The organism is Pectobacterium atrosepticum (assembly GCF_000740965.1).
Taxonomy (GTDB): domain Bacteria; phylum Pseudomonadota; class Gammaproteobacteria; order Enterobacterales; family Enterobacteriaceae; genus Pectobacterium; species Pectobacterium atrosepticum.
Genome location: NZ_CP009125.1, coordinates 4,401,165 through 4,423,644 on the forward strand (window position 1 = coordinate 4,401,165; position 22,480 = coordinate 4,423,644).

Below are 22,480 nucleotides of genomic sequence, written 5' to 3' on the forward strand. Positions count from 1 at the left end.
ATTACTTGATAGTTTCGCTGTTAGATTTAAAGAAACGGACTTTTTTCCCGTCTTCGAATCTAAAGCCTACACGGTCAGCCTTACCAGTTGCCGCATTGAAGATTGCAAGGTTAGAAACTTGAATTGCAGCTTCTTTTTCAACGATGCCACCTGGTTGGTTCAGGGCCGGAACCGGCTTCTGATGTTTTTTAACCAGGTTAATACCTTCAACAATGACCTTACTAGCAGACAGGACATTTTTTACTTTACCGCGCTTACCTTTATCTTTGCCGGTTAGCACGATAACTTCGTCATCACGACGGATTTTCGCTGCCATGATTCGCTCCTTAAAGTACTTCTGGTGCCAGAGAGATAATTTTCATGAACTTCTCATTACGCAGTTCACGAGTTACCGGCCCAAAAATACGCGTACCGATAGGCTGTTCGCTGTTATTGTTTAAAATAACGCAAGCATTTCCATCGAAGCGAATGACAGAACCGTCCGGGCGACGAACACCCTTCTTGGTGCGCACCACTACCGCCTTCAGCACGTCGCCTTTTTTCACCTTACCGCGAGGAATTGCTTCCTTGATGGTAATTTTGATGATATCGCCAACGCCTGCGTAGCGACGGTGCGAGCCACCTAGAACCTTGATACACATTACGCGACGTGCACCGGAATTATCGGCCACGTTCAGCATAGTCTGTTCTTGGATCATTTTAGTGCTCCGCTAATGTCAACTACCACTTTAGGACCCTTTCGGGCCATTAAATACCCCATAATTGAGGGCGCAGCATTATAACACCGCTTCCTTATTATGGGTAGAAAAAATAAACGGCCCTTTGCAGAGCCGTTTATCATAAGAGAAGAGCGCTACTTTATTACAGAATCGCTTTCTCTACAACGCGAACAAGTGTCCAAGACTTAGTTTTAGACAGCGGACGGCATTCGCGGATTTCAACCACGTCACCGGTACCGCATTCATTGTTCTCGTCATGTACGTGCAGCTTAGTCGTACGTTTAATGAATTTACCGTAAAGCGGGTGTTTCACAAAACGCTCGATAGCAACAACCATGGATTTCTCCATTTTGTCGCTTACAACACGACCTTGCAGAGTACGGATTTTATCGGTCATTACGCACCCGCCTTCTGAGTCAGTAAAGTCTTAACTCGTGCAATATTGTGACGCACTTGTTTTACCATGTGAGTCTGTTGCAACTGACCACTGGCAGCCTGCATACGCAGGTTAAATTGCTCGCGCAGCAAGCCGAGCAGCTCAGTATTCAGCTCTTCAACGCTCTTTTCACGCAGCTCATTTGCTTTCATTACATCACCGTCTTAGTTACAAAGGTGGTTTTGATAGGCAGTTTCGCTGCTGCCAGTTGGAATGCCTCACGGGCTAACTCTTCCGGCACACCGTCCATTTCGTACAGGACTTTACCTGGCTGAATCAAGGCAACCCAATACTCCACGTTGCCTTTACCTTTACCCATACGAACTTCAAGCGGTTTCTCGGTGATCGGTTTGTCCGGGAATACACGGATCCAGATCTTACCTTGACGCTTAACAGCACGGGTCATGGCACGACGTGCAGCTTCGATTTGACGAGCAGTCAGGCGACCGCGGCCAACAGCTTTCAGACCGAAAGTGCCGAAGCTAACATCCGTACCCTGCGCCAGACCACGGTTGCGGCCTTTATGCACCTTACGGAATTTTGTACGCTTTGGTTGTAACATCAGCGACTCTCCTTACTTGCGGCCTTTACGCTGCTGCTTTTTAGGTTGAGCAGACGGTTTTTCCGGTTGTTCAACTGCAGCCATACCACCCAGAATCTCACCTTTGAAGATCCACACTTTCACACCGATAACACCATAAGTGGTGTGCGCTTCGGAGGTGTTGTAGTCGATATCCGCACGCAGTGTATGCAACGGAACACGACCTTCACGGTACCATTCGGTACGCGCGATTTCAGCGCCGCCAAGACGACCGCTTACTTCAACTTTAATACCTTTAGCGCCTAGACGCATGGCATTCTGTACCGCACGCTTCATAGCACGACGGAACATCACACGACGTTCCAGCTGCGAAGTGATGCTGTCAGCAACCAGTTTTGCGTCCAGTTCAGGTTTACGAACTTCTGCGATATTGATCTGTGCAGGTACGCCAGCGATATCCGCTACGACTTTGCGCAGTTTCTCAACATCTTCACCTTTTTTACCGATCACGATGCCTGGACGAGCAGTGTGAATAGTCACACGGATGCTTTTTGCAGGACGTTCGATAACGATACGGGAAACGGAAGCCTTCTCCAGTTCCTTCGTCAGGTATTTACGAACTTTAAAATCGCTGTCTAGGTTGTCAGCGAATTCTTTGGTATTCGCATACCAGGTAGAGTTCCAAGGTTTGACAATACCCAGGCGAATACCATTAGGATGTACTTTCTGACCCATTGCTAGTCTCCAGAGTCTCAGCGATCGGACACAACCACAGTGATGTGGCTGGTACGCTTCAGGATGCGATCCGCACGACCTTTAGCACGCGGCATAATGCGCTTCATGCTTGGGCCTTCGTCAACGAAAATTTTCGCGACTTTCAGATCATCAATGTCAGCGCCATCGTTGTGTTCTGCGTTAGCAATAGCAGACTCAAGCACTTTTTTAACCAGACCAGCAGCTTTCTTGTTGGTGTAGGTCAGAACTTCCAGAGCTTGCGACACTTTCTTACCGCGAATCAGGTCTGCCACTAGGCGAACCTTTTGAGCAGAAGAACGAGCGTGGCAATGTTTAGCGATAGTTTCCATCTCTTCCTCCTACCTTAGCGCTTTTTGGCCTTTTTGTCGGCCGCATGGCCGCGATAAGTACGAGTCGGCGCGAATTCACCCAGTTTGTGACCGACCATTTCATCGGAAACAAACACCGGAACGTGCTGACGACCATTATGGACAGCGATGGTCAAACCGATCATATTTGGAAAGATCGTTGAACGACGGGACCAAGTGCGCAAAGGCTTCTTGTCTCCGCTTTCCACCGCTTTCTCTACCTTCTTCAGCAAGTGCAGGTCAATAAATGGACCTTTCTTGAGAGAACGTGGCATGGTTTATCCTCTAAGATTATTTAGTACGGCGACGTACGATAAATTTATCAGTACGCTTGTTGCTGCGGGTCTTTTTACCTTTGGTCTGAAGGCCCCATGGACTAACTGGGTGCTTACCAAAGTTACGACCTTCACCACCACCGTGTGGGTGGTCGACTGGGTTCATTGCCGTACCGCGAACGGTAGGACGAATCCCGCGCCAGCGAGCAGCACCAGCTTTACCCAGAACGCGTAGCATGTGCTCAGCGTTGCCAACTTCGCCCAGCGTAGCGCGACAGTCAGATTCGACTTTACGCATTTCGCCAGAACGCAGACGCAGGGTAACGTAAGAACCGTCACGAGCAACGATCTGAACGTAAGTACCAGCAGAACGAGCCAATTGGCCGCCTTTACCTGGTTTCATTTCTACGTTGTGAACCGTTGAACCGACCGGAATGTTACGCATCGGCAGGGTGTTACCCGCTTTAATCGCAGCATCAACGCCAGATTGAATCTGGTCGCCGGCTTTCAGGCCTTTCGGCGCCAAAATGTAACGACGCTCGCCATCTTTGTACAGAACCAGCGCGATATTCGCAGAACGGTTCGGATCGTACTCAAGACGCTCAACAACAGCCGGGATACCATCTTTGTTGCGTTTAAAGTCAACAATACGATAAGCCTGCTTGTGACCACCACCAATATGACGGGTAGTGATACGACCATTGTTGTTACGGCCACCGGATTTACTATTTTTCTCTACCAGTGGGGCGAATGGTTTGCCCTTGTGCAGCTCTGGGTTCACCACTTTAACTACGTGACGACGACCCGGAGATGTCGGTTTACATTTAACAATTGCCATTGTTCTTCTCCTCCGACTTACTCAGCGCCGCCGACGAAGTCCAGATTCTGGCCTTCTTTCAGGGTGACGTAAGCTTTTTTCCAGTCGCTACGACGACCAATACGCTGTCCGTGACGTTTAGTTTTCCCTTTAACAACTAGGGTATTAACGACTTCGACTTCAACTTCGAAAAGTTTCTGAACAGCGGCTTTGATTTCTGCTTTGGTCGCGTCTTTAGCAACTTTGAGAACGATGGTGTTACTTTTCTCCATCGCAGCAGATGCTTTTTCAGATACGTGCGGCGCGCGCAGTACTTTCAGCAGACGTTCTTCACGGATCATGCCAGCATCTCCTCAACTTGCTTAACTGCATCAGCAGTCATAACGACTTTGTCGAAGGCGATTAGGCTAACTGGATCGATTGCTGCTGCATCACGCACATCAACCTTGTACAGGTTACGCGCAGCCAGGAACAGATTCTCATCCAGTTCACCAGTGATGATCAACACGTCTTCCAGTGCCATTTCTTTCAGTTTTTCTACCAGAAGCTTCGTTTTAGGCGCTTCCAGAGAGAACTGCTCGACAACGATCAGACGATCTTGACGTACCAGTTCGGACAGGATGCTTTTCAGCGCGCCGCGGTACATCTTTTTGTTAACTTTTTGACTGTGGTCCTGTGGCTTCGCAGCAAAGGTCACACCACCTGAACGCCAGATTGGGCTCTTTACAGAACCTGCACGAGCGCGGCCGGTACCTTTCTGGCGCCACGGCTTTTTGCCGGAACCAGTTACTTCAGCACGAGTCTTCTGAGCACGAGTACCCTGACGAGCACCTGCTGCATAAGCAACAACAACCTGGTGTACCAGCGCTTCGTTGAAATCACGACCGAAGGTAGTTTCGGAAACAGTCAGCGCGCTTTGCGCGTCTTTCAATACTAATTCCATTGCTATCCCCTTACGCCTTCACAGCTGGTTTAACGATCAGGTCGCTACCGGTAGCTCCCGGAACAGCACCTTTAACCAGCAGCAGGTTGCGCTCAGCGTCAACACGCACTACGTCCAGGCTCTGAACGGTTACACGTTCGTTACCCAGCTGGCCTGCCATTTTCTTGCCTTTGAACACTTTACCCGGGGTCTGGTTTTGACCGATAGAACCTGGGGCGCGGTGAGACAAGGAGTTACCATGCGTAGCATCCTGAGTACGGAAATTCCAGCGCTTAACTGTGCCAGCAAAACCTTTACCTTTAGATGTACCAGTAACGTCTACTTTTTTAATGTCTGCGAAAATTTCAACACTAATGCTCTGACCTACAGTGAACTCTTCGCCTTCAGACAGACGGAATTCACGCAGGGTACGGCCAGCTTCTACGCCAGCTTTAGCAAAGTGACCAGCTTCTGGTTTGGTAACACGGTTTGCTTTTTTAGCACCAGCAGTTACTTGCACAGCGCGGTAACCGTCGTTAGCCAGGTCTTTAACCTGAGTTACGCGGTTTGCTTCAATTTCGATAACAGTTACGGGGATAGATACGCCATCTTCAGTGAAGATACGGGTCATTCCCACTTTTTTACCGACTAAACCAATCATTGTTTCAACCTCTCAATCGCTCAATGACCTGATTAACCCAGGCTGATCTGCACGTCTACACCAGCAGCCAGATCCAGACGCATCAGAGCATCAACGGTTTTCTCGGTTGGCTCAACGATGTCAACCAGACGCTTGTGAGTGCGAATCTCATACTGATCGCGCGCATCTTTATTGACGTGCGGAGAAATCAGAATGGTAAAGCGCTCTTTGCGGGTCGGCAGCGGGATAGGACCACGTACTTGCGCACCAGTGCGCTTAGCAGTCTCGACGATTTCCGCAGTTGATTGATCAATCAGACGATGATCAAACGCTTTCAGACGGATACGGATTCTTTGGTTCTGCATGAGACCAGAGCTCCAATTATTTATAAACGTAAATAACTACTCCTCACACCCATTTCGATTGATGGGGGAGTGTAATCGTTGGCACATAACCCCCATATCGGGAGTATTGTTTTGGTCAATAAATGAATATTGACTCTCTGATTCGCATTGAATCAGGCTTACCTTGTTCAAGTAAGCTCGCGCATTATACGCAAATTGGAGGGGGAAGCAACAGGCAGGATGAAATGATTTTAAACGCGGCCGGAACGACGTCCATTAGTCCGGCCGAATTGAGGCACAAAGCACATAGTAGATTACGGTGCTATGTTACTCAGCTTTTAGCTGAGCCTGAAGATAGTTTTGTATACCAAGACGCGCAATCAAATCTAATTCAGTTTCCAACCAGTCAATGTGCCCTTCTTCATCGGCAAGAATCTCTATCATTAGATCCCTACTGACGTAGTCATGCACCGAATCAGAATAGGCAATCGCCTCACGCAGATTCTTTGCGCCATCTAACTCAAGTTGAAGATCAGAACGTAAGACTTCTTCGACATCTTCGCCAATATTTAATTTACCCAAATCCTGTAGATTCGGGATACCTTCGAGAAACAAGATTCGTTCGATGTAGCGATCAGCGTGCTTCATTTCGTCAATAGACTCATGATATTCGTGATCGTTAAGACGGGTTAAGCCCCAGTTTTTAAACATTCGGGCATGAAGAAAATATTGGTTAATAGCTACCAGCTCGTTGCCCAATAACTTATTCAGGTGTGTGATGACTTTTTTATCGCCTTTCATGACATGCTCCTCCGCTCCAGTTCTTAAAGTGTAGAACTGGTCAGCAGAGAGTCAAAAAAACGACCCTACATTTTATGCTACTTTATACATGTCAGGAATTTTAGCCTGCTCTTCCTCAAAAATAACACGCGCCTGACGAATGCACTTACCGCAATCTGTCCCGATAGGAACGAGTTTGCGTAATTGTTGCATAGATTGAGGCTGGTGCTGACGAACAGCATTACGAATGGCTTTGTCAGAAATTGCGTTGCATAAACAAACATACATACCAGAATGACTCATCGTTATTGCGGGTGTCTTTCGTACTGCCTTTCGAGACACTGCAAACGGTATTTTAAACCGCTCCTAGCGATTTTTTAACCAACCCAGTCATTGTAAATAAGAATTATTTTTATTTCAATTCCCACCTAATCATTGAGACGTAAAAAAAGGCACCGAAGTGCCTTTTTCATGCTTTAGTTTATCAGCGATTAAGCGATAACTTTAGCAACAACGCCCGCGCCTACAGTACGGCCGCCTTCACGGATTGCGAAACGCAAACCGTCGTCCATCGCGATTGGGTGGATCAGGGTTACAACCATTTTGATGTTGTCGCCCGGCATTACCATCTCTACGCCTTCTGGCAGTTCGATGGTACCCGTTACGTCAGTGGTACGGAAGTAGAACTGAGGGCGGTAGCCTTTGAAGAACGGAGTATGACGGCCGCCTTCATCTTTGCTCAGGATGTACACTTCTGATTCGAACTGGGTGTGCGGCTTGATTGAACCCGGTTTGGCCAGTACCTGACCACGCTCGATTTCTTCACGCTTGATACCACGCAGCAGAACACCAACGTTCTCGCCTGCACGACCTTCGTCCAGCAGTTTGCGGAACATTTCAACGCCGGTACAGGTTGATTTCACGGTATCTTTGATACCAACGATTTCAACTTCTTCACCGACTTTAACAATACCGCGCTCTACACGACCGGTAACAACGGTACCACGACCGGAGATGGAGAATACATCTTCGATTGGCAGCAGGAACGGCTTATCAATCGCACGCTCTGGTTCTGGAATATAAGAATCCAGGTAACCGGCCAGTTCGATGATTTTTGCTTCCCACTCAGCTTCGCCTTCCAGCGCTTTCAGTGCAGAACCACGAATAACCGGGATGTCGTCGCCTGGGAAATCGTACTGAGACAGCAGCTCACGCACTTCCATCTCAACCAGTTCCAGCAGCTCTTCGTCATCAACCATGTCGCATTTGTTCATGAATACGATCATGAACGGAACGCCAACCTGGCGACCCAGCAGGATGTGCTCACGGGTCTGAGGCATTGGGCCATCAGTCGCAGCAACAACCAGAATCGCGCCATCCATCTGAGCAGCACCGGTGATCATGTTTTTCACATAGTCGGCGTGTCCTGGGCAGTCAACGTGCGCATAGTGGCGAGCCGGGGTATCGTATTCAACGTGAGAAGTGTTGATGGTGATACCACGTGCTTTTTCTTCTGGTGCGTTATCGATCTGGTCGAATGCACGCGCGCTACCACCGTAGGTTTTAGCCAGAACGGTAGTGATTGCAGCGGTCAGCGTTGTTTTACCATGGTCAACGTGGCCGATAGTACCGACGTTAACGTGGGGTTTTGTACGTTCAAATTTTTCTTTAGACACGGCGATATTCCTTACTCAAATGCTCTCCCCCTATGGAGAGAGCACGGGATTTTGTTTTAACCCTGAGGCTTATTTACCACGGGCTTCAATTACGGCCTGAGCAACGTTGTTAGGCGCATCATCGTACTTCAGGAACTCCATGGAGTAAGAAGCACGGCCTTTGGTCAGAGAACGCAGTTGAGTTGCGTATCCGAACATTTCAGACAGCGGAACCTCAGCGTGAATCACAACGCCAGTAACGTTGGATTCCTGACCGCGCAGCATACCACGACGACGGCTAAGGTCACCGATGACGTCACCAGTGTTCTCTTCCGGCGTTTCAACTTCAACCTTCATGATCGGCTCAAGCAAAACAGGTTTTGCTTTCTTAAAGCCATCTTTAAAGGCGATAGAAGCAGCCAGTTTAAACGCCAATTCAGAGGAGTCAACGTCATGGTAAGAACCGAAGTGCAGACGCACACCGAGATCAACCACTGGGTAACCAGCCAGCGGACCCGCTTTCAGTTGTTCCTGGATGCCTTTATCAACGGCAGGGATGTATTCGCCAGGAATTACACCACCTTTGATGTCGTTGACGAACTCGTAACCTTTCGGATTTGAGCCCGGCTCCAGTGGGTACATGTCGATAACAACATGGCCATACTGACCACGACCACCAGACTGCTTGGCGTGTTTACCTTCAATATCGGTAACTTTCGAGCGAATTGCTTCACGATAAGCAACCTGTGGTTTACCCACGTTTGCTTCAACGTTGAATTCACGCTTCATACGGTCAACGATGATGTCGAGGTGCAGTTCACCCATACCAGCGATGATGGTCTGGTTAGATTCTTCATCAGTCCATACGCGGAAAGATGGGTCTTCTTTAGCCAGACGGCCCAATGCCAGACCCATTTTTTCTTGGTCAGCTTTGGTTTTCGGTTCTACCGCGATGGAAATTACCGGTTCTGGGAATTCCATACGTTCCAAAATGATAACATTGTTCGGATCACACAGCGTGTCACCCGTCGTTACATCTTTCAGACCGATAGCCGCAGCGATATCGCCCGCACGAACTTCTTTGATCTCTTCACGCTTGTTAGCGTGCATCTGAACGATACGACCAAAACGTTCACGTGCTGATTTAACTGGGTTCAGTACGGTATCTCCGGAGTTAACTACACCAGAGTACACACGGAAGAACGTCAGGTTACCCACGAATGGGTCAGTAGCGATTTTGAACGCCAGTGCAGAAAATGGCTCGTCATCATTAGCGTGACGCTCAGCCGGCGTATCTTTACCGTCATCCAAAAGACCGTTGATCGCAGGAACATCAGTCGGTGCTGGCAGGTAATCAATTACCGCATCCAACATCGCCTGAACACCTTTGTTCTTAAATGCAGAACCACAGGTTACCAAGATGACTTCGTTGTTCAGAACACGCTGACGCAGAGCTTTTTTGATCTCTTCTTCAGTCAGTTCTTCACCACCCAGGTATTTCTCCATCAGCTCTTCAGAAGCTTCAGCTGCGGATTCGATCAGGTTCTGGTGCCATTCGTCAGCCAGTTCCTGCATCTCAGCAGGGATATCTTCATAAGTGAAGGTAACGCCTTGATCGGCATCGTTCCAGTTGATGGCTTTCATTTTCACCAGGTCAACAACACCGGTGAAACCTTCTTCAGCACCAATAGCCAACTGTAGCGGAACAGGGTTCGCGCCCAGACGAGCTTTGATCTGACCAACAACTTTCAGGAAATTCGCACCCATGCGGTCCATTTTGTTAACGAACGCAATGCGTGGAACTTTATATTTGTTTGCCTGACGCCATACGGTTTCAGACTGCGGCTGAACACCACCAACTGCGCAGTAAACCATTACCGCACCATCCAGTACACGCATGGAACGTTCTACTTCGATAGTGAAGTCAACGTGTCCTGGGGTGTCGATGATGTTTACGCGATGCGGTTCATACTGCTTAGCCATACCAGACCAGAATGCAGTAGTCGCTGCGGAAGTGATAGTAATACCACGTTCCTGCTCCTGCTCCATCCAGTCCATGGTAGCTGCGCCGTCATGAACTTCACCGATTTTATGATTTACACCAGTGTAGAACAGAATACGTTCGGTAGTAGTGGTTTTACCGGCGTCGATGTGCGCACTGATACCGATGTTACGGTAGCGTGCGATGGGTGTTGTACGAGCCATTTGTATCCTCTATTTACTAGGGCGTTCAATTTAGTTAACCCAAGCGGGTTGGCTATTTTTAGCGCCCGCTTGGTTAGCATGACTACAGCGAAGGGATTACCAACGGTAGTGAGCGAACGCCTTGTTAGCTTCGGCCATACGGTGAACGTCTTCACGTTTCTTAACAGCAGTACCTTTGTTCTCTGCTGCATCAGAAAGTTCGTTCGCCAGGCGCAGAGCCATAGATTTATCACCGCGTTTACGAGCAGCTTCTACGATCCAACGCATTGCCAGCGCATTACGACGAACCGGACGGACTTCTACTGGTACCTGATAAGTAGAACCACCAACGCGGCGCGACTTAACTTCTACAGTCGGGCGAACGTTGTCCAGAGCTACTTCAAAAGCTTCCAGATGACCTTTACCAGAACGCTGAGCCAGGGTCTCCAGCGCGGTATAGACGATTGCTTCAGCAGTAGATTTTTTACCATCTACCATCAGGATGTTTACAAATTTAGCCAATAGTTCTGATCCGAACTTAGGATCTGGCAGAATTTTACGTTGACCAATGACGCGACGACGTGGCATGGAAATACTCCGTTGTTAATTCAGGATTGTCCAAAACTCTACGAGTTTAGTTTGACATTTAAGTTAAAACGTTTGGCCTTACTTAACGGAGAACCATTAAGCCTTTGGCTTCTTCACGCCGTATTTGGAACGGGATTGCTTACGGTCTTTAACACCTGAGCAGTCCAGCGCGCCACGAACGGTGTGGTAACGCACACCTGGCAGGTCTTTAACACGACCGCCACGGATCAGGATCACGGAGTGTTCCTGCAGGTTATGACCTTCACCGCCAATATAGGAGGTAACTTCAAAACCGTTAGTTAAACGAACACGACATACTTTACGCAGTGCGGAGTTCGGTTTTTTAGGGGTGGTAGTATATACACGGGTACATACGCCACGTTTCTGCGGGCAGGCTTCCAGCGCCGGAACGTTGCTTTTAGCAGCCTTCAGGGAGCGTGGTTTGCGTACCAGCTGGTTAATCGTTGCCATTCAAAAAGCTCCTGGGTTTTGCTTCGTAAACACGTAATAAATCGCCTCATGTTTGCGCAAGGCAAAGTATGAGGACGCAGAATTCTAGGGCTGGCAGTGGAAGGAGTCAAGAAATATACAAAAATTCGGCGTTACCACGCGAGTTGCTGCGGATGTTCCACTGTCAGTTGAACAAACTCATTATAGCCAATGAGCACGACACTGTTTGAAATTTGTTCAGTCATACCTCTTGCCTCAGTATCAGGCCGGAGCGCATAGAGAAGAACCGCTGAATCAAGAAGACGGTGAATAATGTCTCCACCAACCAGAGCAGCAATCACACCATCTTGTAGTAAGACTAAAGCATCACCCTGCTCCAAACTACGCAAAAGCGTATCCAGGTCAGCGTGATAAGGAGAACATGAGAGCGTATGCAACATAAATGGAAAGGCCCGTCGCTAGAATGAAAGGATGGAATGATAATCGGCCAGCTTGCTGCGCCATGCTTTTGGCGCTAACAACTCCACATCCAAAACCCAATTCGTATCTATACTCAACCCGCGCTGGCGCACGGAAGCCTCGCACAGATAGCAACATTCGATATCGTACAACGGCAGTACGCCAAACGTTGCAATATAATTACGCATCAGAATCTTTTCCGGCTGTTGATGCGGCAGCAGTTGAAGCACACCATCGCCAACAAAAAACACGCCAATCTCTTCCGTCAGTGCCGACATCGCCAATAGCGCATCCAGCCCTTCGCGCCCAGACGTACTCCCATGTGGAGAATGCGTAAAAACAAATGCGACTCGCTTCATAACGCTACCTTAAAACTGAATAACCCGATCGCAGGTCAGCACCGATTGAGCCAGCTCACCCAGTCCACTCAGAATAAAACCGGGTTGCAAATTCGCTCCCACAAGGTTGAGCTGGGTAGCTTGCTGAGAGTCGGCAATGCCTCGGCGTAGCGCGGCGGCAACGCAAACATTCAGCGCTACCTGATGCACGTCGCCCAACTGTTGCCAGCCACGCACAAGATCAAACTCATCGTTAGCCGGTGATGTCAGTTGGTTAGCATTCAGTACGCCTTCCCGATAAAAGAACACGCTTTCCAGCTTATGTCCCTCAGCCAACAGCGCCTGAGCAAACTGTAACGCGCTACTCGCTTGCTGTGTGCCGTAAGCAGGGCCAGTCACCAGCAAGCAGTAACTCAGCATCAACGTTCGTGCCCGCTGAAATCGCCGCTTTTGAATTGACGAATATAAAGATAAACAGTGTGTTTGGAGATATTAAGGCGTTCGGCGACCTGGTTAATGGCGTCTTTAATATCAAAGATGCCTTTCTCGTACAGGCTCAGTACGATTTGGCGATTTTTCGCATTATTGGAGACATTGCGATCCGCATTGACTTCCTCAATAGAGAATTCCAGCGTTTGTGCCACCAGATCGTCAACGGATGATGCGAAGTTAACAGAAGACGCAGCGTCATGCGTTTCAGGTGGAATAAAGGTCTGCACGATCTGGGAGAAAGGTACATCCAAATTCATGTTGATACACAACAACCCAACCACGCGCTGATCGCGATTACGGATCGCAATCGTCACTGATTTCATCAACACGCCGCTTTTTGCGCGGGTAAAATAGGCCTTCGACACGCTGCTATCTTCGCCTGCCATATCATGCAGCATGCGCAATGCAAGATCCGTAATCGGCGAGCCAATTTTCCTGCCGGTATGTTCTCCATTCGCAATACGCACGGCGGAACATTTAAGATCCTCAAGCGAATGCAATACAATCTCACAGTGCTCGCCAATCAACATGGCCAAGCCATCAACCACTGCTTCATACGATTTCAGGATCTCATAGTCCGTTTGACTGAACGGCCGTTCATCCAGCAAATCAAGCTCATAAGATTCGCCAGATACAAGCGAATTAGACATGGCAGACACCACCCTCAACGTCATTTATCCCGTAAATAATTCGAGTTGCGTGACAAAACGTTAGCGTTTTGAACAACGCTCTGCGTGGCCCTTTAGGACAAGGCCCATTTATGAGCCTTGTAACGCGGCAACCGCGCAAATCCTCAGGAGCTTACATCAGTAAGTGACTGGGGTCAGTGAGGACGGCCAACGCACAAGCAGCTTGAAGTATGACGGATATATTTATTTTGTATTGACAGGGGACATAGTCTAGCAAATGTCCACTCTCGCGTCCCTGAATTTCACGGGTTACCTCTTAAGGTTGTATTAATTTAATCCCGCTAGAATCTGCGTCTTCTTTCCTCTCCATAATGGAAATCACGAGAGACGTGTATGAAAAATCTAATACCAATGGGCAGACCACACCTAAGCAGCATCACGTTTGTGCTGATATTTTCTGCCTTTATTACTCTGGTCCAGAACATCGCCTACTACCGTCAGACGCTGCAACTGCTGGATATGACAGACTGGATCAATATCCCTTTCTTCCTCAGTATGCCGGTAGTGATTTTCGCAGTGCTGAATATCATTTTCACGCTTCTGGCCGCCCCTTATCTGCGTAAGGCCGCCATTGTTTTCTTCCTGCTGTCCGGCGCTGCAGTGCAATACTTTATGCTGAACTACGGCATTATCATTGACCGGACCATGATCCAGAATATCGTTGAGACGACGGCCAGCGAGTCCTTTTCGCTTCTTACGCCACAGCTTATCGTCTGGGTATTTTTCACTGGCGTCATTCCGGCTGCGCTCGCCATATGGATAAAAATAAAACCCGCCAAGCCAACAACGCTCTATATTGGCCTGCGCGTTCTCAGCGTCATTATCTCGTTATTCGCTATTTTATCTGTCGCAGCATTCTTTTATAAAGATTACGCCTCGTTCATGCGTAATAACAAAGAGTTGGTAAAAGCAATTACGCCCAGCAATATTGTGGCAGCCAGTTTGTCCTACCATAAGCATAGCGCGCTGGCTAATTTGCCTCTGGTGCAAATTGGTCTGGATGCCCACAAGGTGCCGCCGTCATCCCCTACTGCAAAAAAGAATCTGGTTATTCTGGTGGTCGGCGAAACATCTCGGGCGCAAAACTTTTCGCTGGGTGGCTATGGGAAGGAAACCAATCCGCTTCTGGCGAAGGACAACGTTATTTATTTTGAAAACACGTCATCGTGCGGCACATCAACAGGTGTTTCCGTTCCATGCATGTTTTCCAACATGCCGCGCCAAGGGTTTGATGGTGGCTTAGCCAGCCATCAGGAAGGGCTACTCGATATATTACAACGGGCAAAAGTTAACGTGCTCTGGCAGGAAAATGACGGTGGCTGCAAAGATGCCTGCACACGTGTGCCAACGGTTGATGTGACATCGCTGAAACTACCGGGGTTATGCACCACCGGCGAGTGCCACGATGAAGCGTTATTCCACGGCGTAGAGGACTATATTAACAAGCTCGATAATGATGGGATTATTGTATTACATACGATAGGCAGCCACGGCCCGAGCTATTACCAGCGCTATCCTGACTCATTTAAGAAATTTACCCCAACCTGTGATACCAATCAGATTCAAACCTGTACGCAGGAAGCACTGACTAACACGTATGACAATACCATTCTGTATGTCGATTTTTTTCTGGATAAAACGATCGGTTTACTGAAACAGCATCAGGATAAATTTAATACCTCACTGGTTTATCTATCCGACCACGGCGAATCGTTAGGCGAGAACGGCATCTACCTGCACAGCATGCCCTACTCTATTGCGCCGAAGCAGCAAACGCACGTACCGATGTTGATGTGGTTATCAACGGATTACCAGCAGCAACAGGCGATTCAAGACACCTGTCTGCGCCAGAACGCGAAGCAGCAGGATTACTCGCAAGATAATCTTTTCCATACCATACTGGGGATGTTTACTATCGCCACGAAAGAATATCAGCCTCAGCTCGATATCCTCCAGCCGTGCAGGGATAAGACAACATGAAATTATTGATTGTTGAAGACGATAAGCTGTTGCAGGAAGGATTATTATTGGCACTGAGTCATGAAGGTTATGCCTGCGATTGCGCAGGCACGGCCAAAGAAGCGGACGCGCTCATCAACAGCGCGCACTACAGTCTGGTGATTCTCGATCTTGGTTTACCGGACGACGACGGGCTCGCGTTGTTATCACGCTGGCGTAAGAATAATTACCAACATCCCGTACTCATCTTAACGGCGCGGGATAAGGTCAACGATCGCGTCAGCGGGTTGGATGTCGGTGCAGACGATTATCTCGCCAAGCCTTTTGCACTGACGGAATTACAGGCGCGCGTACGCGCGCTGATTCGCCGCAATCAGGGATCGAGCAACAGCAAGATACAGGTCGACAACATTACGCTGGATTTAAACAACCAGCAGGTATTGTTGGACGAAAAGCCGGTGGTACTGACGCCGAAAGAGTTCGCGATACTTTCCCGCTTGATGCTGAAAGCCGGTTCTCAGGTACACCGAGAGCTTCTGCATCAGGATATTTATGCCTGGAACGACGACCCGTCCTCGAATTCGCTTGAGGTACATATCCACAACCTGCGTCAAAAGATAGGCAAAGACCGTATCCGGACCCTGCGAGGCTTTGGCTACCTGCTGACCAAAGGGGAACAACCATGAAGGGCGACACCGACGCCGTCACCAGCATGCGTCGCCGTTTGGTGCTGGCACTGGGCGGCATCCTCCTCGTCTGCCAGATGATCAGCGTATTCTGGCTCTGGCACGAAAGCGAAGAACAGATCGGCCTGCTGGTTGATAAATCCCTGAGCGCCAGCGCCCAGAACATGCAGATCGATCAAGAGATTAATGAGGCTATAGCATCCCTCAGTATCCCAAGTCTGGTCATGGTCATCCTAACATTGCTCATGTGCTTTCAGGCTGTCACTTGGATCACCCGCCCGCTTTCCCGTCTACAGGAAGAATTGCAGGATCGCACGGCCGAAAATCTGGAACCGCTGCCACAGCAGAGTGATATTAAAGAAATCGCCGCTGTCACCCATACCATAAACCAGCTTTTTCAACGCCTTGACGAAACGTTGAAACGCGACAGGCAATTTACTGCCGATGTCGCCCATGAGTTACGAACTCCGCTAGCCGGTATTCGGTTGCATCTTGAATTACACCAGCAGCAACATCAGATTGACTGTAGCCCACTCATCAAACGTATTGATAAGATGGCGAAGACGGTGGAACAACTCTTACAGCTTGCGCGTGTCGGACAAGAGTTTTCGGCAGGCCACCACGAGAATGTCGCATTCCTGAAAGACGTTATTTTTCCCATGCAGGATGAACTGGATGAAATGTTGCAAAAGCGTCAGCAAACGCTGAAATGGGTATTACCGCAAGAAGATATAACTCTTCACGGTGATGCCACATTACTTCAATTGCTGTTACGCAATCTGGTAGAAAATGCCTATCGCTATAGCCCAGAAGCAAGCCAGATCACAGTTAGCCTGACCACACAGCAACACATTGAACTACAGATCGAAGATGAAGGGCTGGGTATCGATGAAAGTAAGGTTGGTGAATTAAGTAAGGCATTTGTTCGCATGGACAGCCGCTATGGTGGTATCGGCCTCGGGCTGAGTATCGTGACGCGCATTGCTCAGTTGCACGATGGACAGTTTTTCCTCAGCAACCGACCGCAAGGTTCTGGTGCACTCGCGCGGGTAGTATTAACCACTCCTAACGAATACCCAGATTCAGCCTGAATAACAACAATAGAAAATATACGTCAAAATAACACCACGACGGCACATCCCTGTGCGCATGCCTTATTGATACACAGGATAACGGTGGCACAGTGCTACTACCTGCTCGCGAACACGATCGCGTATCACCGTTAATTCTTCATTCCCGGCACCCAGCCCATCCAGCACATCACATAGCCACCCCGCCAGTTGCTCGCACTCTGTCACACCGAAACCACGTGTCGTCACGGCTGGTGTACCAATACGCAGGCCTGAGGTAACAAAAGGTGAACGCGGGTCGTTAGGCACTGAGTTCTTATTTGCCGTGATATAAGCATCACTCAGCGCGGCGTCGGCATCCTTGCCGGTATACGGCTTGGCGGACAGGTCGATCAGCAGCAAATGGTTGTCAGTGCCGTCGGAGACGATCTTGTAACCACGCTGCTGGATAATACGCGCCATTGTTCGAGCATTGGCCACCACCTGACGCTGATAAACCGTGAACTCAGGGCGTAGCGCTTCCTTGAAGGCCACCGCTTTGGCCGCAATAACGTGCATCAGCGGGCCGCCTTGAATACCGGGGAACACGGCGGCGTTGAGCTTTTTGTAAAAATCCTCACTCTGCCCCTTGGCCAAAATAATGCCACCGCGCGGGCCGCGCAGGGTCTTATGCGTTGTACTGGTCACAACATGAGCGTGAGGGAGCGGGTTCGGGTATTCACCCGCCGCCACTAAACCAGCAACATGAGCCATATCCACCCAGAAGATAGCTCCCACTTTGTCAGCAATAGTGCGCATACGCGCCCAGTCCTTATGGCGTGAATAGGCGGAAAATCCTCCTATTAACATTTTTGGCCGGTTTTCCAAGGCAATACGTTCCATTTCGTCGTAATCGATAAGCCCTGTTTTAGAATCAAGCCCATAAGGCACGATCTTGTAGTGGCGACCAGAGAAGTTGGAAGGGTTACCGTGGGTCAAATGCCCGCCCTGAGCCAAATTCATACCCATCACGGTGTCGCCTGGGTTAGTCAATGCCAGAAACACGGCCGCATTCGCCTGAGCACCGGCATGGGGCTGGACGTTAGCGTAATCGCAGTCAAACAGCACTTTGGCTCGCTCGATAGCAAGGCGTTCGGCTACGTCAACATACTCGCAGCCGCTGTAATAGCGCTTGCCGGGGTAACCTTCTGCATATTTGTTGGTGAACACAGAATTCTGGATCGCCATCACCAGCGGACTGGCATAATTCTCTGAAGCGATGAGTTCAACGTGGGTTTCCTGACGGTCTTCTTCATGCAGGATGGCATCGGCTAATTCGGGGTCGAAGTCGGTAAGAGTCAAAGAGGTGTCATACATGGGCATCATCCTATGCGTTAATCGTTGGTTTTTTAAAGGTGTACTTCTGTGGTGGTTTCATCAGGCCAGTAGTAACTATCCGGTAAAGGGCGCGCACCGAAGATCGCCTGACCGACGCGTACTACGGTGGCACCCTCCTCGATCGCGATCTCAAAATCGCCGGACATCCCCATGGATAATTCATCCAGCCGGATGTCGACAGGCGCGTTTTGCTGCAACCTATCGCGTAGGTTACGCAGTCGAATAAAACACTGTCGTACACGTTCGGCCTCGCTGGAGAACAATGCCAGCGTCATGAGTCCACGCACACGTAGCGCAGAAAATGCGGGAAGCGCCTGAATAAAAGCGGGTACGTCTTCAGGAGAAAGGCCGTACTTACTCGCCTCGCCGGAGGTGTTAACCTGCACGAAGACGTCCAATGAGCGTCCTTCAACATGTAAGCGGCGATCCAACGCTTCAGCCAGTCGCAGGCTATCCAATGCCTGAAATTCGCTAGCGAAGCGAGCCACCAGCTTAGCCTTGTTGGTTTGCAGGTGACCAATGACCGACCACTGTAAGTCGGCTAAGTCCTGCATGGCTTCCCATTTGCCGTACGCCTCCTGCACCTTGTTCTCACCCAATATCCGGCAACCTGCTGTATAGGCCATACGCAGGCGACTTTCTGGCTTGGTCTTGCTGACTGGCAGCAAGCGCACTGTTGCAGGATCGCGGCCGACGCGGTGACAGGCCGCCGCGATGCGCATCTGCACCGCTGCCAGATTAAATTGAAAATCCTCAACCGTGGCAGCGTCGGGATAGCGACCGTGGCTGTCGTGGCGGGTGGGTGTATCGGAAGATATCGGCATCAGCCTAACTCCTGATGAAGAGGATGAATGGGTTGTGAAACGTATTTATAGATTTAAAATAGCCGGATGTTCCCCACCATTTCCTTCACTAGAGGCAGACCAATTGTTCAAACACGCCCAGCTTGAATCTGTCAAAGCCTGGATTGGCGATCCCGCACACGGCGCTTTGCCCCTGCATGCTCGTATACAGCGGGCGATTCGCCAGCTCATTCTTGATGGCATTCTCGACGTGGGAAAATCCTTACCCGCATCGCGTGCGCTGGCTACATCACTGGGGGTTTCGCGTGATACGGTCGAATCAGCTTACAGCCAGCTGCATGCCGAAGGGTTCATTGAGCGTCGCGTTGGCAGCGGCAGTTTCGTGTCAGAGCGGGCAAAACGTCTGTCAGGACGAGGTAAAGCCAGGAAAACAGGAGATAGCAAAGCAGAGCTGCGTCTCAGCCAACGCGGTAGCGCCATGTTCCAGAATGGCGGTGTACGTGATTTCATCATACCGCGAGCCTTCGCGCCCGGCGTGCCGGAAACACGCAGCTTTCCTCTCCAGACGTGGGAACGGCTGGAACGGCAGGTGCTAAAAGAATATGGCACTCAGGCGCTGCTACACAGTCCACCACAGGGTATGGAAGTGTTGAGACGAGCCATCGCAGATTATGTCAATCTCGAACGAGGAGCCCGCGCTACGCCCGACCGCGTGTTAGTGTTGACCAGTTCCCAGCAAGCGCTAACCCTGTGCGCGAATGTGCTGATGGATGCTGGCGATAGGATCTTTCTTGAAGATCCTGTGTACCACGGCGCACGTAAAGCATTCGAGGCCGCCGGGCTCGCGTGCGTGCCGATATCGTTAGATGCCGATGGTTTGCAGGTCGATCACCTACTTGAAGCAAGCAGCGGACACAATGCACCTGCTAAAGCCGTATTCCTGACCCCTTCACACCAGTTTCCAACCGGCGCGACGCTGGTGTTGGATCGGCGGCTGGCAGTGATCGAATGGGCCTGGCAGAACCAAAGCTGGATTATTGAAGACGACTATGACAGTGAATTTCACTACGCAGGTAAACCCACCGCCTGCGTACAGGGACTCGACCCGCACGATCGCACGATCTATATCGGCACCTTCACCAAATCATTGTTTCCCGGTCTGCGCATCGGCTACATCATATTACCGCCACAGTTGGTTGCTCCTATGACCGTGGCCCGCACCCTTATGGATGGGCATAGCGCGCCGATTCCACAGCTTACGCTAGCACGCTTTATCGAAGGCGGCCACTTCGGTGCCCATGTACGCACGATGCGCACCATTTACGCGGAACGCCGCGATGTGCTGGCACAACTGGTGCGCCAGCATCTGGCTGATTTCGTAGAACCGCGGGTGCCGACCGGAGGCATGCAGATGCCCTGTATCTTCATCCGTGACATCTCAGAACACGATGCGGTGGAATACGCGCGCCGGGCCGGTATCGATCTGCTAGGGCTGACACCGCTGCATGCGTCGGGTCTCCATAAAGCAGGCTTTCTTATGGGATTTGCCGCCCACGCTCCGCATGAACTGGAAATTGCCGTCAAGACGTTGGCGAAGGTGTTACGTGCGCTGTGCCGCTAATCAGCGGTAAGCGGTAAGCGGTAAGTGATAGGTATGGAACCGTCACAGTCAGTTGGAAAATAGCTGTCAGACTGAAGATAAGCGTCATTGAAAGACGATGAGCGGGAAAAGGAATTCGATCGCAGGGAGTAGCTGTGAAACAAAAAAAAACCGCAGGGCAATGCCTGCGGTCATATCGCAATGATAGCGATGCTTATTTAGCGGTTTTCTCTGCGGCAGCTGGTTTTTCAGCTTTCGCATCATCCGCTGCTTTCAAGTCAGCTTCAGATTTAATGTCCAACAGTTCAACGTCAAACACCAGCGTAGAGTTAGCCGGGATACCAGGTACACCGTTTTCGCCATAGGCCTGTGCTGGCGGGATAGCCAACTTGATTTTGCCGCCTTTCTTAACGTGCTTCAGACCTTCAGTCCAGCCAGGGATCACACCGTCCAGACGGAAAGAAAGCGGCTCACCACGTTTGTAGGAGTTGTCGAACTCGCTACCGTCGACTAGCGTACCTTTGTAGTTAACCACTACAGTATCGCTGTCTTTCGGCGCGTTGCCGCTACCTTCTTTCTCAACCTGATACAGAAGGCCAGATTCAGTTTTCTTCACGCCTTTTTCTTTAGCAAAGGACTCAAGATACTTGGCGCCTTTATCAGCGTTATCTTTCGCATCTTGCTTCATCTTGGCTTCAGCAGCAGCTTTAACTTTACCTTCAAAGCCTTGCAGTGTTTTTTCGATTTCTTCGTCAGTCAGCTTGCTCTTATCAGCAAAGGCATCCTGAACACCAGCAATCAGCTGATCCTTATCCAGCTTGATACCTAATTTTTCCTGCTCTTTCAGAGAGTTATCCATGTAACGCCCTAAAGATGCACCTAACGCGTAAGCCGCTGCCTGCTCATCGTTTTTGAATTTGGCTGCCGTAGTACTCTCAGACGCCTGTGCCTTGTCTGCTGCCAGAGCCTGGCCCGCGTTCAGAGCCAGAGCCATCGTTGTTGCTAACAGCGTTACTTTAAACAGTGATTTCATCCATTTCTCCAGCATCTGGAGCGACACGCTCCAGCCATCATTAAAATAAATTCGCGCCTACTATAACTGTGCGGACGAAGACAACACAACGACGCACTCGACAATCCTTTGATAAAAAACGTCAGGAAGCTTTTCCGACATCATTTGTATCGTCCTAAGGCCATCTGGCAACGATATGCCCCATTCCGGATACTTCATTGCGCCTTACTGCGACCGTTTTTACTACCAGAAGTTTCCGCTTTCTGACAAACTCGCGGGTAACAAGAAGTAAGGGGAATACCGATGTCACCATCAGCACTCGAAGAACGACTTGAACAGTTGGAAAGCCGACAGGCCTTTCAGGAATTAACCATAGAAGACCTTAACCAAACGGTTATTCAACACGAGCGGGAAATTAGCCGCCTGCGTGAGCACGTCCGTCTACTCACCGACAGGCTGCGCAACCAGCAAACGTCGCTCGTCGCCCCACAGTCGGAAGAAACGCCACCGCCGCATTACTGAGACGCGTAGCGCGTTGTCT

Annotated in this window: 31 protein-coding genes; 5 read left to right on the forward strand and 26 right to left on the reverse strand. The window is 49.9% G+C overall.

Annotated features, from left to right (window positions below; translation table 11 throughout):
* Nucleotide 1 precedes the first annotated feature (1 nt).
* The 23 genes from rplX to GZ59_RS19665 form a co-directional block, all read right to left on the reverse strand.
* Nucleotides 2-316: a 50S ribosomal protein L24 gene (rplX, locus tag GZ59_RS19555; RefSeq protein ID WP_005970267.1), complete on the reverse strand. Its 315-nt coding sequence runs from the start codon at nt 314-316 to the stop codon at nt 2-4.
* 10 nt (nt 317-326) lie between these two features.
* Nucleotides 327-698 carry a 50S ribosomal protein L14 gene (rplN, locus tag GZ59_RS19560; RefSeq protein ID WP_000613954.1) on the reverse strand — a complete coding sequence of 124 codons (372 nt, stop codon included), beginning with the start codon at nt 696-698 and terminating at the stop codon, nt 327-329.
* Nucleotides 699-861: 163 nt separating this feature from the next.
* Nucleotides 862-1,116, reverse strand: a complete 255-nt coding sequence (rpsQ, locus tag GZ59_RS19565; RefSeq protein ID WP_039293955.1) for a 30S ribosomal protein S17 — start codon at nt 1,114-1,116, stop codon at nt 862-864.
* Nucleotides 1,116-1,307: a 50S ribosomal protein L29 gene (gene rpmC, locus GZ59_RS19570; RefSeq protein ID WP_011095506.1), complete on the reverse strand. Its 192-nt coding sequence runs from the start codon at nt 1,305-1,307 to the stop codon at nt 1,116-1,118. Before rpmC ends, rpsQ begins: the two co-directional genes overlap by 1 nt.
* A complete protein-coding gene (gene rplP / locus GZ59_RS19575; protein ID WP_005970273.1) occupies nt 1,307-1,717 on the reverse strand; it encodes a 50S ribosomal protein L16 in 411 nt (136 codons plus the stop codon). Before rplP ends, rpmC begins: the two co-directional genes overlap by 1 nt.
* A 12-nt stretch (nt 1,718-1,729) precedes the next feature.
* Nucleotides 1,730-2,431 (reverse strand): 30S ribosomal protein S3, encoded by a 702-nt coding sequence (rpsC, locus tag GZ59_RS19580; protein WP_011095507.1) that lies wholly within the window; start codon nt 2,429-2,431, stop codon nt 1,730-1,732.
* A gap of 17 nt (nt 2,432-2,448) precedes the next feature.
* On the reverse strand, nt 2,449-2,781 hold the full coding sequence (gene rplV / locus GZ59_RS19585) for a 50S ribosomal protein L22 (RefSeq protein WP_005970275.1): 333 nt from the start codon (nt 2,779-2,781) through the stop codon (nt 2,449-2,451).
* Between the two features lie 14 nt (nt 2,782-2,795).
* Nucleotides 2,796-3,074, reverse strand: a complete 279-nt coding sequence (gene rpsS, locus GZ59_RS19590) for a 30S ribosomal protein S19 (RefSeq protein WP_004929772.1) — start codon at nt 3,072-3,074, stop codon at nt 2,796-2,798.
* A 16-nt stretch (nt 3,075-3,090) separates the two neighbouring features.
* Nucleotides 3,091-3,912, reverse strand: coding sequence for a 50S ribosomal protein L2 (gene rplB, locus GZ59_RS19595; protein ID WP_011095508.1), 822 nt, complete (start codon nt 3,910-3,912; stop codon nt 3,091-3,093).
* Nucleotides 3,913-3,929: 17 nt separating this feature from the next.
* The gene (gene rplW, locus GZ59_RS19600) at nt 3,930-4,232 is read right to left on the reverse strand and encodes a 50S ribosomal protein L23 (RefSeq protein WP_011095509.1); all 303 of its coding nucleotides are present in this window, start codon (nt 4,230-4,232) and stop codon (nt 3,930-3,932) included.
* Nucleotides 4,229-4,834 (reverse strand): 50S ribosomal protein L4, encoded by a 606-nt coding sequence (rplD, locus tag GZ59_RS19605; RefSeq protein ID WP_011095510.1) that lies wholly within the window; start codon nt 4,832-4,834, stop codon nt 4,229-4,231. Before rplD ends, rplW begins: the two co-directional genes overlap by 4 nt.
* A 10-nt stretch (nt 4,835-4,844) precedes the next feature.
* Nucleotides 4,845-5,474, reverse strand: coding sequence for a 50S ribosomal protein L3 (gene rplC / locus GZ59_RS19610; RefSeq protein WP_011095511.1), 630 nt, complete (start codon nt 5,472-5,474; stop codon nt 4,845-4,847).
* A 32-nt stretch (nt 5,475-5,506) separates the two neighbouring features.
* Nucleotides 5,507-5,818 (reverse strand): 30S ribosomal protein S10, encoded by a 312-nt coding sequence (gene rpsJ / locus GZ59_RS19615; RefSeq protein ID WP_009639175.1) that lies wholly within the window; start codon nt 5,816-5,818, stop codon nt 5,507-5,509.
* 306 nt (nt 5,819-6,124) lie between these two features.
* On the reverse strand, nt 6,125-6,598 hold the full coding sequence (gene bfr / locus GZ59_RS19620) for a bacterioferritin (protein ID WP_011095512.1): 474 nt from the start codon (nt 6,596-6,598) through the stop codon (nt 6,125-6,127).
* 72 nt (nt 6,599-6,670) lie between these two features.
* On the reverse strand, nt 6,671-6,865 hold the full coding sequence (gene bfd / locus GZ59_RS19625; RefSeq protein WP_011095513.1) for a bacterioferritin-associated ferredoxin: 195 nt from the start codon (nt 6,863-6,865) through the stop codon (nt 6,671-6,673).
* 203 nt (nt 6,866-7,068) lie between these two features.
* Nucleotides 7,069-8,253 (reverse strand): elongation factor Tu, encoded by a 1,185-nt coding sequence (tuf, locus tag GZ59_RS19630; protein ID WP_011091854.1) that lies wholly within the window; start codon nt 8,251-8,253, stop codon nt 7,069-7,071.
* Nucleotides 8,254-8,322: 69 nt separating this feature from the next.
* On the reverse strand, nt 8,323-10,437 hold the full coding sequence (gene fusA, locus GZ59_RS19635; RefSeq protein WP_011095514.1) for an elongation factor G: 2,115 nt from the start codon (nt 10,435-10,437) through the stop codon (nt 8,323-8,325).
* A 96-nt stretch (nt 10,438-10,533) separates the two neighbouring features.
* Complete coding sequence (gene rpsG / locus GZ59_RS19640; protein ID WP_005969574.1) at nt 10,534-11,004, reverse strand: 30S ribosomal protein S7; 471 nt, start codon at nt 11,002-11,004, stop codon at nt 10,534-10,536.
* Nucleotides 11,005-11,100: 96 nt separating this feature from the next.
* Nucleotides 11,101-11,475 (reverse strand): 30S ribosomal protein S12, encoded by a 375-nt coding sequence (rpsL, locus tag GZ59_RS19645; protein ID WP_005969567.1) that lies wholly within the window; start codon nt 11,473-11,475, stop codon nt 11,101-11,103.
* Between the two features lie 131 nt (nt 11,476-11,606).
* Nucleotides 11,607-11,894, reverse strand: a complete 288-nt coding sequence (gene tusB / locus GZ59_RS19650) for a sulfurtransferase complex subunit TusB (RefSeq protein WP_011095515.1) — start codon at nt 11,892-11,894, stop codon at nt 11,607-11,609.
* 18 nt (nt 11,895-11,912) lie between these two features.
* The gene (gene tusC / locus GZ59_RS19655) at nt 11,913-12,272 is read right to left on the reverse strand and encodes a sulfurtransferase complex subunit TusC (protein ID WP_011095516.1); all 360 of its coding nucleotides are present in this window, start codon (nt 12,270-12,272) and stop codon (nt 11,913-11,915) included.
* A 9-nt stretch (nt 12,273-12,281) separates the two neighbouring features.
* A complete protein-coding gene (gene tusD / locus GZ59_RS19660; protein ID WP_039293967.1) occupies nt 12,282-12,671 on the reverse strand; it encodes a sulfurtransferase complex subunit TusD in 390 nt (129 codons plus the stop codon).
* Nucleotides 12,671-13,393, reverse strand: a complete 723-nt coding sequence (locus GZ59_RS19665; protein WP_011095518.1) for a helix-turn-helix transcriptional regulator — start codon at nt 13,391-13,393, stop codon at nt 12,671-12,673. The genes tusD and GZ59_RS19665 overlap by 1 nt, the downstream gene beginning before the upstream one ends.
* Before the next feature lie 372 nt (nt 13,394-13,765).
* Here GZ59_RS19665 and eptA point away from each other — a divergent pair, with 372 nt between their 5' ends.
* The 3 genes from eptA to pmrB are packed head-to-tail and all read left to right on the forward strand — an operon-like array spanning nt 13,766 to nt 17,168.
* Nucleotides 13,766-15,412, forward strand: coding sequence for a phosphoethanolamine transferase EptA (gene eptA / locus GZ59_RS19670; protein ID WP_039293970.1), 1,647 nt, complete (start codon nt 13,766-13,768; stop codon nt 15,410-15,412).
* Entirely contained in the window at nt 15,409-16,077 is a 669-nt protein-coding gene (gene pmrA, locus GZ59_RS19675; RefSeq protein ID WP_011095520.1) for a two-component system response regulator PmrA, read from the forward strand. The genes eptA and pmrA overlap by 4 nt, the downstream gene beginning before the upstream one ends.
* Nucleotides 16,074-17,168: a two-component system sensor histidine kinase PmrB gene (gene pmrB / locus GZ59_RS19680; RefSeq protein ID WP_039293973.1), complete on the forward strand. Its 1,095-nt coding sequence runs from the start codon at nt 16,074-16,076 to the stop codon at nt 17,166-17,168. The genes pmrA and pmrB overlap by 4 nt, the downstream gene beginning before the upstream one ends.
* A 63-nt stretch (nt 17,169-17,231) precedes the next feature.
* Here the strand turns inward: pmrB and glyA are convergent, their stop codons facing one another.
* Nucleotides 17,232-18,503: a serine hydroxymethyltransferase gene (gene glyA, locus GZ59_RS19685; protein WP_039293976.1), complete on the reverse strand. Its 1,272-nt coding sequence runs from the start codon at nt 18,501-18,503 to the stop codon at nt 17,232-17,234.
* 32 nt (nt 18,504-18,535) lie between these two features.
* Nucleotides 18,536-19,348 carry a YggS family pyridoxal phosphate-dependent enzyme gene (locus GZ59_RS19690; protein WP_011095523.1) on the reverse strand — a complete coding sequence of 271 codons (813 nt, stop codon included), beginning with the start codon at nt 19,346-19,348 and terminating at the stop codon, nt 18,536-18,538.
* A gap of 103 nt (nt 19,349-19,451) precedes the next feature.
* Between GZ59_RS19690 and pdxR the strand changes: the two genes are divergently transcribed.
* Nucleotides 19,452-20,948, forward strand: coding sequence for a MocR-like pyridoxine biosynthesis transcription factor PdxR (gene pdxR, locus GZ59_RS19695; protein WP_011095524.1), 1,497 nt, complete (start codon nt 19,452-19,454; stop codon nt 20,946-20,948).
* Nucleotides 20,949-21,141: 193 nt separating this feature from the next.
* Here the strand turns inward: pdxR and fkpA are convergent, their stop codons facing one another.
* Nucleotides 21,142-21,960, reverse strand: coding sequence for an FKBP-type peptidyl-prolyl cis-trans isomerase (fkpA, locus tag GZ59_RS19700; RefSeq protein ID WP_011095525.1), 819 nt, complete (start codon nt 21,958-21,960; stop codon nt 21,142-21,144).
* A 282-nt stretch (nt 21,961-22,242) separates the two neighbouring features.
* Here fkpA and GZ59_RS19705 point away from each other — a divergent pair, with 282 nt between their 5' ends.
* A complete protein-coding gene (locus GZ59_RS19705) occupies nt 22,243-22,461 on the forward strand; it encodes a protein SlyX (protein ID WP_005969553.1) in 219 nt (72 codons plus the stop codon).
* The last annotated feature ends 19 nt before the right edge of the window (nt 22,462-22,480 follow it).

Bases quoted from the DNA above. Each gene is read 5' to 3' on its own strand.
- rpmC (WP_011095506.1), bottom strand. From the start codon at position 1,307: ATGAAAGCAAATGAGCTGCGTGAAAAGAGCGTTGAAGAGCTGAATACT.
- tusB (WP_011095515.1), bottom strand. From the start codon at position 11,894: ATGTTGCATACGCTCTCATGTTCTCCTTATCACGCTGACCTGGATACG.
- eptA (WP_039293970.1), top strand. From the start codon at position 13,766: ATGAAAAATCTAATACCAATGGGCAGACCACACCTAAGCAGCATCACG.
- rpsL (WP_005969567.1), bottom strand. From the start codon at position 11,475: ATGGCAACGATTAACCAGCTGGTACGCAAACCACGCTCCCTGAAGGCT.
- rpsS (WP_004929772.1), bottom strand. From the start codon at position 3,074: ATGCCACGTTCTCTCAAGAAAGGTCCATTTATTGACCTGCACTTGCTG.
- rplN (WP_000613954.1), bottom strand. From the start codon at position 698: ATGATCCAAGAACAGACTATGCTGAACGTGGCCGATAATTCCGGTGCA.
- GZ59_RS19705 (WP_005969553.1), top strand. From the start codon at position 22,243: ATGTCACCATCAGCACTCGAAGAACGACTTGAACAGTTGGAAAGCCGA.
- bfr (WP_011095512.1), bottom strand. From the start codon at position 6,598: ATGAAAGGCGATAAAAAAGTCATCACACACCTGAATAAGTTATTGGGC.
- rplW (WP_011095509.1), bottom strand. From the start codon at position 4,232: ATGATCCGTGAAGAACGTCTGCTGAAAGTACTGCGCGCGCCGCACGTA.
- rpsG (WP_005969574.1), bottom strand. From the start codon at position 11,004: ATGCCACGTCGTCGCGTCATTGGTCAACGTAAAATTCTGCCAGATCCT.
- rplB (WP_011095508.1), bottom strand. From the start codon at position 3,912: ATGGCAATTGTTAAATGTAAACCGACATCTCCGGGTCGTCGTCACGTA.
- tusD (WP_039293967.1), bottom strand. From the start codon at position 12,671: ATGCTGAGTTACTGCTTGCTGGTGACTGGCCCTGCTTACGGCACACAG.
- fusA (WP_011095514.1), bottom strand. From the start codon at position 10,437: ATGGCTCGTACAACACCCATCGCACGCTACCGTAACATCGGTATCAGT.
- fkpA (WP_011095525.1), bottom strand. From the start codon at position 21,960: ATGAAATCACTGTTTAAAGTAACGCTGTTAGCAACAACGATGGCTCTG.
- rpsQ (WP_039293955.1), bottom strand. From the start codon at position 1,116: ATGACCGATAAAATCCGTACTCTGCAAGGTCGTGTTGTAAGCGACAAA.
- rplC (WP_011095511.1), bottom strand. From the start codon at position 5,474: ATGATTGGTTTAGTCGGTAAAAAAGTGGGAATGACCCGTATCTTCACT.
- rplP (WP_005970273.1), bottom strand. From the start codon at position 1,717: ATGTTACAACCAAAGCGTACAAAATTCCGTAAGGTGCATAAAGGCCGC.
- pmrA (WP_011095520.1), top strand. From the start codon at position 15,409: ATGAAATTATTGATTGTTGAAGACGATAAGCTGTTGCAGGAAGGATTA.
- rplX (WP_005970267.1), bottom strand. From the start codon at position 316: ATGGCAGCGAAAATCCGTCGTGATGACGAAGTTATCGTGCTAACCGGC.
- rpsJ (WP_009639175.1), bottom strand. From the start codon at position 5,818: ATGCAGAACCAAAGAATCCGTATCCGTCTGAAAGCGTTTGATCATCGT.
- tusC (WP_011095516.1), bottom strand. From the start codon at position 12,272: ATGAAGCGAGTCGCATTTGTTTTTACGCATTCTCCACATGGGAGTACG.
- glyA (WP_039293976.1), bottom strand. From the start codon at position 18,503: ATGTATGACACCTCTTTGACTCTTACCGACTTCGACCCCGAATTAGCC.
- GZ59_RS19665 (WP_011095518.1), bottom strand. From the start codon at position 13,393: ATGTCTAATTCGCTTGTATCTGGCGAATCTTATGAGCTTGATTTGCTG.
- rplV (WP_005970275.1), bottom strand. From the start codon at position 2,781: ATGGAAACTATCGCTAAACATTGCCACGCTCGTTCTTCTGCTCAAAAG.
- bfd (WP_011095513.1), bottom strand. From the start codon at position 6,865: ATGTATGTTTGTTTATGCAACGCAATTTCTGACAAAGCCATTCGTAAT.
- GZ59_RS19690 (WP_011095523.1), bottom strand. From the start codon at position 19,348: ATGCCGATATCTTCCGATACACCCACCCGCCACGACAGCCACGGTCGC.
- rpsC (WP_011095507.1), bottom strand. From the start codon at position 2,431: ATGGGTCAGAAAGTACATCCTAATGGTATTCGCCTGGGTATTGTCAAA.
- pmrB (WP_039293973.1), top strand. From the start codon at position 16,074: ATGAAGGGCGACACCGACGCCGTCACCAGCATGCGTCGCCGTTTGGTG.
- rplD (WP_011095510.1), bottom strand. From the start codon at position 4,834: ATGGAATTAGTATTGAAAGACGCGCAAAGCGCGCTGACTGTTTCCGAA.